The organism is Nocardia sp. NPDC102475 (assembly GCF_055584605.1).
Genome location: NZ_JBVJLS010000008.1, coordinates 81,879 through 91,290 on the forward strand (window position 1 = coordinate 81,879; position 9,412 = coordinate 91,290).

The following is a 9,412-nucleotide window of genomic DNA, read 5'->3' on the forward strand; positions in this document are numbered from 1 at the left end:
CTAACTCGTTTGCGGCAGCGCTGTTTCGCCAAGCGTTCAGCGACTGCGGCGGATCGACCCTGCGAGAGGTGACCATGGCCGAGACCGCGCAGCCGAGGCTGGCAGCGCATACGGGAGGATCGGGCCGACCGAACGTGCTGACGTCCTATGACCCGCGCACCGGCGAGATCGTCGGCAACTATGCCGTGATGGGTGCGGGCGAAATCAACCGCACCGTGCGCGCCGCACGCTCGGCCGAAAAATGGTGGGCGGAACTGGGTTTCAACGCCCGCAAACGCTGGCTACTGGACTGGAAACGCAGTATCGCCAGGCGCGCAGGCGAATTGGTGGAAATCCTGTGCGAGGAAACCGGAAAACCACAGGCGGACGCGGTAACCGAGGTGATGCTGGCCGTCGAGAATCTGGATTGGGCGGCCCGCAATGCCGCGCGCGTGCTGGATCGGCGCAAGCTCGGCTCCACCTGGCTGACCCGCAACCAGCACGCCTCCGTCGGCTATCTGCCGCTCGGCGTCGTCGGGGTGCTCGGGCCGTGGAACAACCCGGTGTTCACCCCGATGGGCTCGATCGCCTACGCGATGGCCGCGGGCAATGCCGTGGTGTTCAAACCCGATGAGCTGACCACCGGCGTCGGGGTCTGGCTGGCCGACAGCTGGAACAAGCTCGCGCCGAATCAGCCTGTGCTGCAGGTCGTTACCGGCGATCACGCCACCACCGCGTCGCTGTGTCGCGCCAAGGTGGACAAAATCGCCTATGCCGGTTCGGATGCGGGCGCGCGCGAGGTGATCACGCTGTGCGCGCAGACCTTGACACCGGTGGTGGTCGAGCGGAACGGCAAGGGCACCATGGTGGTTCACGTCGACGCGAAACTCGCCGAGGCCGCCGAGGCCGCGGTATTCGGCGCGATGGCCAATGCGGGCCAGAACTCCACCGGCATCCAGCGGGCCTATGTCGCCAACTCTGTCTACGACCGATTCCTGGAACTGGTGATCGAGCAGGCGCGGCGGCTGCGGCCCGGCGCGGACAAGCGCGCGTCCTACGGTCCGATGATTCTGGAATCGCAGGTCGACGTGGTGCGCAAACAGGTGCGCGACGCACTGGCCAGAGGCGGACGCGCGGTGGTCGGCGGACTGGATTCGATTCGCGATCCCTATATCGAACCGATCGTCTTGGCCGAAGTGCCGGAGGAGAGCGTCGCGATCACCGGCGAGGGCATCGGGCCGCTGCTGATCGTCAACAGGGTCGCGAATATGGACGAGGCGGCGCAGCGGATCAATGCGGTCGGCAATGGTGTCGCGGTGTCGGTATTCACCCGGGATGTGCACGGTATCGAATCCTTCGCCGAGCAACTGCGGGTCGGCGTTGTGACCATCAATTCTTCGAGCACCTACGCCGGGATTCCGGCGCTGCCGTTCGGCGGGGTCGGCGAATACGGGCAGGGACACCATCACGGCGATCAGGGACTGCGCGAGTTCAGCCGGACGCTGGCGATCGCGCGCAAGCGGTATCGCGCGGCGGTGAACCTGTCCACCTTCGACCGGCACCCACGGCATCTGCGCACGGCCAAGGCCATCTTCCGGATGCGCCACGGCGGTGTTTGATTTGCTGTGTCTAATTTGCCGCGCCTGCGGCGCGGCGTGTTCGCGGCCCCCTTCTGTCTCGCGTCCGAGCCGTCGAGACTCGCGACTACGTCGCATGCGCTTCGACGACTCGGACGCGAGACGGGCCGCGAACGGTCGCTCGTAAGACTCGCTCCGTAGTCGTTGCGTCGGCGATGGAAATGTCACCCCAAAATGGAGGGTCACCCCAAGAGGACGGCCTCCATGAGGGCGCAGACGCGGGCCAGTTGTTCGGGGCGGGGATCGAATTTGGTCAACCGGCCCACGTCGATGATCTGAGCGATGGCGGCGTGCACGCGGAAGCGCGCCTCCACCGGATCGCCGTCGAGCAGGTTGGCCCACTCCAGCACGTTCTGGCGTTGGATGGCGCGCAGCTTGTGCTGTTCGGCCTGCGGCAGATTGCTGAATTCGGCGTAGTAGACCGGCATGATCTCCGGCATCGAGAAGGTGAGCCGGGCCTGGCGGTAGGCGATGCGCCGGACCGCGTCCGGACGGCTGGTGGCCTCGGCGAGCGCCTCGGTGATCGCGATGGCCACCCGGTCGCCGGTGCGGTGGAAGGCGGCGGCGAGCAGGTCGGCCTTGCTGGTGAAGTACCGGTAGACGCTGGAGGCGTTGATGCCGACGGCCGCGCCGATTTCCTCGATGCTGGCTTCGTGATAGCCCTGGCGGCCGAAGATCCGGATCGCCTCGGTGAGCAGCTGTTCGCGTTTCGAGGTGACCGGCAGGCCGCGGGTGGCCGGTCCGGGCTCGGGCTCGGTCGGTGCGGGCGGCAGTTCGGCGCGCAGGATCGACCAGCTCATCTCGCGCAACAGCGGCATCAGCCGGGCGGTGGCGAGCGTGGTGCGATGCGAGGAGATGCTGGCGATGGCGCTGAGCACCCCGGCGGCGAGCATTGCCACATCGGCGGGCGGTGCGGTGGGGCGCAGCTGTCCGATCGGTTCGGCCAGCGTCGCGTTGAGCGCGTCGTAGACCTTCCTGATCCGGGCGCGGTCCTCGGCCTCCAGGTAGCGCCGCTCCCAGCGGTACAGCCCGGCCTCGCGGCGGATATCGATGGTGTGTTCGCTGATCGCCTTGATCAGTGCGTCGAGCCTGGGTTCGGGCTCCAGATCCGGGTTGTCGGCGGCGCGCGCGACCTGCAGCAGGTGCAGTGCGCCTTCTTCGGCGGCCGCGACCAGCAGCGCGTACTTGTTCGCGAAGTGGCGATACAGCGCGGGCCCCGAGATGCCGACCTCCGCGGCGATCTCGTCGACGCCGACCGGGTAATACCCGCGTTCGCTGAACGCGCGCGCGGCGGCCCGGATGATCTGGACCTTGCGATCCTTCGGGCGACGCCGCACCGGCTCCGCGCCCGTCCTGCTCGCACCCGCGTCAGGCCGCGCGGAAGCGAGACCGACCTCGCTGCGATCCGCGACCATGTAGCTCTCCGTTCCGGTACGGCGCCGCTGGTTGACAGCGCCGGACAAATCATCCTAAGTTAACCACAATTCGCAATGTTAACCGCCATTCATGGTTCCCGTAGCGATTGCTTGCAGATCGCTCGAAAGAACCAGCCCCCGCTGAATTCCAGACCAGGAGCACCAAATGAGCCAACCGGATTCCGCGACCACACCCGCGGGTTTCAGTGCCGTCCACGATGGCAAGGTGCTCCGGGTCACGATCACCAAGCCCAAGCGCAAGAACGCCATCGACTACGACACGATGGTCGCCCTCGGTGACACCTTCCTCGCCGCCGCCGAGGACCGCTCGGTCCGGGTGATCGTACTGACCGGCGAGGGCAGCGACTTCTGCACCGGCGCCGATCTTGCCGCATCGGCCGCCGAGGCGCAGCGCGGCATCACCCCGGACATGGTGATGGATGTGGCCAACCGGCTCGTGAAAGCCATTGTGGACGCGCCGATTCCGGTCATCGCCCGGGTCAAGGGCGCGGCCGCGGGTGTCGGCGTCGGCATCGCGCTGGCCGCCGATCTGGTCTACGCCACCGAGGATTCCTACCTGCTGCTCGCCTTCATCAATATCGGCCTGATGCCCGACGGCGGCGCGGCAGCCATGGTCGCCGCCGCGGCCGGACGTCCGCTGGCCGCCGAAATGGCCCTGCTCGGCGAACGACTCCCCGCGCCTGCGGCCAAGGCGGCCGGGCTGTTCACCGCTGTGGTTCCCGAGGGCGAACTCGACGCAAAGGTCGAGGCGGCGGCAGCCAAGATCGCCGCCGGTCCGCGCCGTGCCCTCGAACTCACCAAGAAGGCGCTCAACGCCGCGACCCTCTCGGCACTGGACACCGCCCTCGCCGCCGAAAAAACCGGCCAGAGCGAACTGCTCCAATCCCCCGACTTCTTCGAGGGTGCGACCGCAATGCTCACCAAGCGCAAGCCGGTCTTCGCCGACTGATCGCACGAATCGGGCGCGCCGTGATCCCGGACACAAGTGCGCCCGCACAAGCGACTATGTTGATCGGCTATGGCTTACCTGGTTACCGGAGCAACTGGGTTCATCGGTCGATTTCTTATTCCCGAGCTGCTGAAACGGGAGGGGGATATTCATGTACTGGTCCGGCCGGGGGGCGATTCAGCGGACCGGTATACCTGTTGCGCTCGGGAGTGGATGGGTGGCGAGCGGGTGCGGCCGGTGCGCGGGGATATGGGCGCGCCCGGACTCGGCATCGATCCGGCCTGGATCGCCGAGCATCGAGGGTCGATCGACCATGTCTTCCATCTGGCGTCGAGCTATGACCTCGCCGAAGGTGGCGGCGGCACCAGACATGTCGTCGATGTCGCGGAGCAGCTGAAAGCCACTCTGCTGCACCATGTCTCGACGGTCGACGTGGCGGGCGGGTTCGACGGTCTGTTCACCGAGGACATGTTCGACGAGGGGCAGGTGCTGAGTTCGCCCATGCAGCGGGCGAAATTCGAGGCCGAGAAGATCGTGCGCGAATCCGAGTTGGGCTGGCGGATCTATCGGCCCTCGATCGTGATCGGGCATTCGCGCACCGGTGAGATCGATCGAATCGACGGGCCCTACTACTTCTTCCGATTACTGCGGATGGCCGCGCAGCTGCCGAGGATTCTGCCGGTGCTGGTGCCGAAGCTGGGTGAAACCAATATGGTCCCGGTAGATTTCGTGGCTCGCGCACTTGCCCATATCGCACACCGCCCCGACTCGATCCGCACCACCTACCACCTGGCCGATCCGCGCCGGCAGAGCGCCGCCGAGGCGCTGAATCTGTTCGCCGACGAGGCCGGTGCACCGCGTCTGGTGGAGGTGATGCCCAAGCGCACCCTCGAGATGATGCTGCGCGTCCCCGGCACGAGCTGGCTGCTCCCGCGCGTCGGCGTCCCCCAGGACGTGTTGGAGCACAGCGAATTCAGCTGCTGGTTCGACTGCCGCAATGCCATCGCCGCACTCGCGGGCACCGATATCAAGGTGCAGCCGCTGGCCGCCTATGCCCCGCTGATCTGGAAATACTGGATCGAGAACTGGGTCTGATCACCCTGCCTGCTCGTATTCGGCTCTGGCCGCGTCGATTTCATCGATGTGCGCGATGGCCCAGGCGCGCAGCACATCTACGGCGGCGCTGAGGCTGTGACCGAGCGGTGTCAGCGTGTATTCGACGGTGACCGGCACGGTCGGATATACCGTGCGCGACACCATGCCGTCGCGCTCCAAGCCGCGCAGCGTCTGGGTGAGCATCTTCTGCGTGATGCCCTGCACCTGCCTGCGCAACTCCGAGAAGCGCAGCGTGCCCGGCTTCAGGGCCAGCAGCACGAGCCCGGTCCAGCGTTCACCGAGCCGGTCGAAGACCGCACGGGACGGACAGTTCAGATCGAAGATGTCGTATGCCATGGGATCGTTGGTATCCACCAGGTACCTATACCACTAATTACTGCCTTCTTTCATCCGGAAACCAACCCTCCTAGTGTCGTTTTCGTCGCAACGACCAGGAGGAAGTCAGATGAAAGCCCTTGCAGCAACCGGTGATCGGACCTTGGTGCGGTTCACCGATACCCCCGAACCCACGGCGGCTGCCGATGCCGCGATCGTCCAGGTCGAGGCATTCTCGGTGAACCGCGGCGAGATTCTCGCCATGACCGGCGCCTACGGCACGCCGACCGCGCCGGGCACCGTCATGGGACAGGACATCGCCGGCCGGGTCATCACGGCCGCCGCCGACGGCTCGGGGCCAGCCCTCGGCACCCGCGTGGTTGGCCATGCCGAGGGCGGCGGGTGGGCCGAGCGGGTGGCCGTCCCGACCGCCGCACTGGCCGAGTTGCCCGACACCATCACCGCCAACACCGCGGCAGCCTTGCCACTCGCGGGTTTGACCGCATTGCGTCTACTCCGGCACGTCGAGGCCCCGGCGGGCAAGAAGGCGCTGATCACCGGCGCATCCGGCGGAGTCGGTCATTACCTGGTGGAATTGGCCACGGCCGCAGGCATTTCGGTGACCGCGGTGGCCGCGTCGCCCGAACGCGGCGCCCGGCTGGCCGAACTCGGCGCGGATGCCGTCGTCCATGATGTCGCGGACGCAGACGGTCCCTTCGACGTTATCTTCGAGTCGGTCGGCGGCGATGTCTTCGCGGCCGCGCTCGCCCGGATCGCGCCCGGTGGCACCGTGCTGTGGTTCGGTCAGGCGAGCCTGCAACCGATCCGGCTCAGCTTCTTCGAATACCTGACGGTCTCGCCGTTCACGCTGCGGCATTTCCCGCACTGGGTCGCCGACACCACCGATGCCGAGGATCTGCGCGTCCTGGTCGACCTGACGGCCACCGGCCGCCTGCATCCGGAACTCGGAAGGGTCGCCGACTGGGCCGAGACGGCAAGCGTACTCACCGATCTGAACAACCGCCGGATCCGCGGCAACGCGATCCTCACCATCGACGCATGAAAGAGCGATCATGTCGACCACCGAGCAGACCCGCGCCACCATCCTGGCCTATATCGAGGCACTCGGATCCGGTGACGCCGAACGCGCCGCAGGCTTTTTCACCCCGGATTCGACCTGGACCCTGTTCGGCGACCTGCCGACCGCGCGCACCTGGACCGGACCGGAGGAGATCTTCGGGCAATTCGTCGCGCAGATGATCGAGCGGATGGACGCGTCACAGCCGATCGGCCAGGAGGTGCGGACCGTGCTGGCCGACGGCGCGCAGGCGGTCGCCGAATGGACCACCCGCGCGACCACCAAGGCGGGCGAACCGTACGTCAACAATGTGGCGATCGTCTTCCGGGTCGAGAACGGCAAGATCGCCGAGGCTCGTGAGTATTTCGATACGGGCTATGCGCAGCGCATGCTGTTCGCCTAGTCGCCAGTGACGGTCAGGTAGATCAGTGCCACATTCAGCAGGCTGATGATGATGGCGACCAGCCAGGCCAGGCCGGTGGTCACCCGGTGGTTGACGTCGGTGCCCATCAGTATGCGGTCGCTGGTGAAGCGGACCAGCGGGATCAGGGCGAACGGGATGCCGAACGACAGCACCACCTGCGAAATGATCAGTGCGCGAGTGGGATCGATGCCGATCGCGAGGATGATGATGGCCGGAATCAGGGTGACCAGCCGCCGGACCAGGAGCGGAATCTTGCGGCGCAGCAACCCTTCCATGATCATCGCCCCGGCATACGCGCCGACCGAGGTCGATGCCAGACCGGAGGCCAGCAGACCGATCGCGAGCAGCAGTGCGGCCACGGGGCCGAGCGCGTCACCGACGGCGGCGTGCGCACCCTCGAGGGTGTCGACACCCTCGCGGCCGCGCAGGGTGTTCGCGGCCATCAGCAGCATGGCCAGATTGACCGTGCCCGCGAGCACCATGGCGAGTCCGACGTCGTATCGGGTGATCCGCAGCAGCCGGGTCCGCAGCGGACCGATCTCGGGCTGACCGTGGCGGTCCCGGGCCAGCCCGGAATGCAGGTACACCGCGTGCGGCATGACGGTCGCGCCGATCATGGCCGCCGCGAGCAGCACGCTCTCGGCGCCCTGGAACCGCGGCAGCAGACCACCGACGGTGCCGGAGGCCGACGGCGGCGAAATCACCACGCTGGCCAGGAAGCCGATGGCGATGACGGCGAGCAGACCGGTGATGACCCGCTCGAACGGCTTCTGCCCGCGATGGTTCTGCACCAGCAGCAGCGCCATCGAGACCACACCGGTGATCACGCCGCCGACCAGCAGCGGCAGATCGAACAGCAGCTTCAGCGCGATCGCGCCGCCGACCACCTCGGCCAGGTCGGTGGCCATCGCGACGGTCTCCGCCTGCACCCAATAGGCAAGGCGCACCGGACGACTCGACTTGGACCGCACCGCCTCCGGTAGCGACATACCGGTGACCAACCCCAGCTTCGCCGACAGGAACTGCACCAGCCCGGCCATCACATTGGCCATCACGATGACCCACACGAGTAGGTAGCCGAACTGGGCGCCCGCGCTGATATTCGAGGCCACATTGCCGGGATCGACATAGGCGATGGCCGCTACGAAGGCCGGACCGAGCAAGACGCTGACGGATCTCGCCCGGGTCGTCGCGTTCCGCGCCGACTCGACCAGGGTTGTACTCATAGAACAGAATTTTACGGGTTCCCGAACTTTTTGTTTAGCACAATCTATAAAAAACAGACCGCCCCGATTGTGCGATAGCGCACAATCGGGGCGGTCGGCTGGAAGTCGCGGGGATCAGCTCAGATGCCGAGGCCCTTGGCGAGGGTGGGCCAGGAGGCGTGCAGCTCGTCGTTCCAGTAGCCCCAGGAGTGGGTGCCGTTGGGGCGGAAGTCGTAGGTGGCGGGGATGCCCAGCGAATCCAGCTTCGCCTGCATGTTGTGGGTGCAGTAATTGGTGCCCGCCTCGATGACACCGCCGATCAGGATCTGGTTGGCCAGACCGCCCGGACCGGGCAGTGTGTACGGACCGTCCAGGGTGTCGTACGGGCCGGGCAGACCGCTGCCGGTCGAGATGTAGAGATCGGTGCCGCGCAGACCCTCGGCGTTCACGTACGGGTCGTTCGCAACCCACTCCGGCCCACCGACCGGGCCCCACATGTTGTCGACATTGCCGCCGCCCCAGGTCTCGACGGTCAGCTTGACGAACTCCGAGCCGACCGGATCACTGGTCTGGGCGCAGCCGCTGTAGGCCGCGGCGGCCTTGTACAGGCCCGGCTTGGCGATCGGCAGCGCGAGCACGGTGGTGCCCGAGGTGGACAGGCCCGCGATGGCATTGGTGCCGTTGGTGCCGAGCGCACCGTCGATCAGCGGCGGCAGCTCCTCGGTGAAGAAGGTCTTCCACTTGTTGCGGCCGAGTACCGGATCGTCATTGATCCAGTCGGTGTAGTAGCTCCACTTGCCGCCGATCGGCTGGACCACATTGACGTTCTTGTCGCCGAGGAACTTCAGCGCATCGGTCTTGGCCACCCAGGACGCGCTGTCCTCACCGCCGCCCGCACCGTTGAGCAGGTAGAGCACCGGACGCGGCACCGAGGCGTCGGCGGGACGCTGCACGTCGATCGGGAAGGTCCGGTCCATGGCCGCGGACCAGACGTACAGGCGGATGCTGCGGTCGTCCTTGTACTCGGCCTTGGTGATCTTCGAGCCGTCCGGCGCGACCGGGTTCGCCAGCAGCGTCTTCGAATCGATGATCGGATCAGCCGTCGCGGTAGATGCGCCGAAGCCGGACATGACCCCCGCGAATACCGCGGTTGCCGCGATCACCGCCGCCGCACGTGTGCCGCGACGCCGGATCAGACTACGCATCAATTTCACACCTTCACTTCGTATCGTGATTACGGGAGAGCTTCCCCTGGCCGCGGGCATGCACCGCG

Annotated in this window: 9 protein-coding genes; 5 read left to right on the plus strand and 4 right to left on the minus strand. The window is 66.6% G+C overall.

From position 1 onward, the window contains the following. The first annotated feature begins 74 nt into the window (after nt 1–74). Nucleotides 75–1,598: an aldehyde dehydrogenase family protein gene (locus ACZ60G_RS16620; protein ID WP_465811149.1), complete on the plus strand. Its 1,524-nt coding sequence runs from the start codon at nt 75–77 to the stop codon at nt 1,596–1,598. Nucleotides 1,599–1,798: 200 nt separating this feature from the next. On the opposite strand, the gene ACZ60G_RS16625 is transcribed toward ACZ60G_RS16620, so the two are convergent. Next, complete coding sequence (locus tag ACZ60G_RS16625; RefSeq protein ID WP_465810975.1) at nt 1,799–3,031, minus strand: TetR/AcrR family transcriptional regulator; 1,233 nt, start codon at nt 3,029–3,031, stop codon at nt 1,799–1,801. A 166-nt stretch (nt 3,032–3,197) separates the two neighbouring features. Between ACZ60G_RS16625 and ACZ60G_RS16630 the strand changes: the two genes are divergently transcribed. Then, nucleotides 3,198–4,001: an enoyl-CoA hydratase-related protein gene (locus ACZ60G_RS16630; RefSeq protein WP_465810976.1), complete on the plus strand. Its 804-nt coding sequence runs from the start codon at nt 3,198–3,200 to the stop codon at nt 3,999–4,001. Between the two features lie 69 nt (nt 4,002–4,070). Further along, a complete protein-coding gene (locus tag ACZ60G_RS16635; protein ID WP_465810977.1) occupies nt 4,071–5,096 on the plus strand; it encodes an SDR family oxidoreductase in 1,026 nt (341 codons plus the stop codon). On the opposite strand, the gene ACZ60G_RS16640 is transcribed toward ACZ60G_RS16635, so the two are convergent. Next, entirely contained in the window at nt 5,097–5,453 is a 357-nt protein-coding gene (locus ACZ60G_RS16640; RefSeq protein WP_465811150.1) for a winged helix-turn-helix transcriptional regulator, read from the minus strand. It lies immediately after the preceding gene. A gap of 109 nt (nt 5,454–5,562) precedes the next feature. Between ACZ60G_RS16640 and ACZ60G_RS16645 the strand changes: the two genes are divergently transcribed. Both ACZ60G_RS16645 and ACZ60G_RS16650 read left to right on the plus strand, forming a co-directional pair. Then, the gene (locus tag ACZ60G_RS16645) at nt 5,563–6,495 is read left to right on the plus strand and encodes a zinc-binding dehydrogenase (RefSeq protein WP_465810978.1); all 933 of its coding nucleotides are present in this window, start codon (nt 5,563–5,565) and stop codon (nt 6,493–6,495) included. Between the two features lie 10 nt (nt 6,496–6,505). Beyond that, complete coding sequence (locus ACZ60G_RS16650) at nt 6,506–6,913, plus strand: nuclear transport factor 2 family protein (protein WP_465810979.1); 408 nt, start codon at nt 6,506–6,508, stop codon at nt 6,911–6,913. On the opposite strand, the gene ACZ60G_RS16655 is transcribed toward ACZ60G_RS16650, so the two are convergent. Both ACZ60G_RS16655 and ACZ60G_RS16660 read right to left on the minus strand, forming a co-directional pair. Beyond that, a complete protein-coding gene (locus tag ACZ60G_RS16655; RefSeq protein ID WP_465810980.1) occupies nt 6,910–8,160 on the minus strand; it encodes an Nramp family divalent metal transporter in 1,251 nt (416 codons plus the stop codon). The two genes, ACZ60G_RS16650 and ACZ60G_RS16655, sit on opposite strands and share 4 nt — an antisense overlap. Before the next feature lie 119 nt (nt 8,161–8,279). After that, the gene (locus tag ACZ60G_RS16660) at nt 8,280–9,269 is read right to left on the minus strand and encodes an alpha/beta hydrolase (RefSeq protein WP_465811151.1); all 990 of its coding nucleotides are present in this window, start codon (nt 9,267–9,269) and stop codon (nt 8,280–8,282) included. Nucleotides 9,270–9,412 lie beyond the last annotated feature (143 nt).

Excerpts from the sequence above, each read along its gene's own strand:
- ACZ60G_RS16625 (WP_465810975.1), bottom strand. The coding sequence starts at position 3,031 with ATGGTCGCGGATCGCAGCGAGGTCGGTCTCGCTTCCGCGCGGCCTGAC.
- ACZ60G_RS16660 (WP_465811151.1), bottom strand. The coding sequence starts at position 9,269 with ATGTCCGGCTTCGGCGCATCTACCGCGACGGCTGATCCGATCATCGAT.
- ACZ60G_RS16650 (WP_465810979.1), top strand. The coding sequence starts at position 6,506 with ATGTCGACCACCGAGCAGACCCGCGCCACCATCCTGGCCTATATCGAG.
- ACZ60G_RS16655 (WP_465810980.1), bottom strand. The coding sequence starts at position 8,160 with ATGAGTACAACCCTGGTCGAGTCGGCGCGGAACGCGACGACCCGGGCG.
- ACZ60G_RS16645 (WP_465810978.1), top strand. The coding sequence starts at position 5,563 with ATGAAAGCCCTTGCAGCAACCGGTGATCGGACCTTGGTGCGGTTCACC.
- ACZ60G_RS16620 (WP_465811149.1), top strand. The coding sequence starts at position 75 with ATGGCCGAGACCGCGCAGCCGAGGCTGGCAGCGCATACGGGAGGATCG.
- ACZ60G_RS16640 (WP_465811150.1), bottom strand. The coding sequence starts at position 5,453 with ATGGCATACGACATCTTCGATCTGAACTGTCCGTCCCGTGCGGTCTTC.
- ACZ60G_RS16635 (WP_465810977.1), top strand. The coding sequence starts at position 4,071 with ATGGCTTACCTGGTTACCGGAGCAACTGGGTTCATCGGTCGATTTCTT.
- ACZ60G_RS16630 (WP_465810976.1), top strand. The coding sequence starts at position 3,198 with ATGAGCCAACCGGATTCCGCGACCACACCCGCGGGTTTCAGTGCCGTC.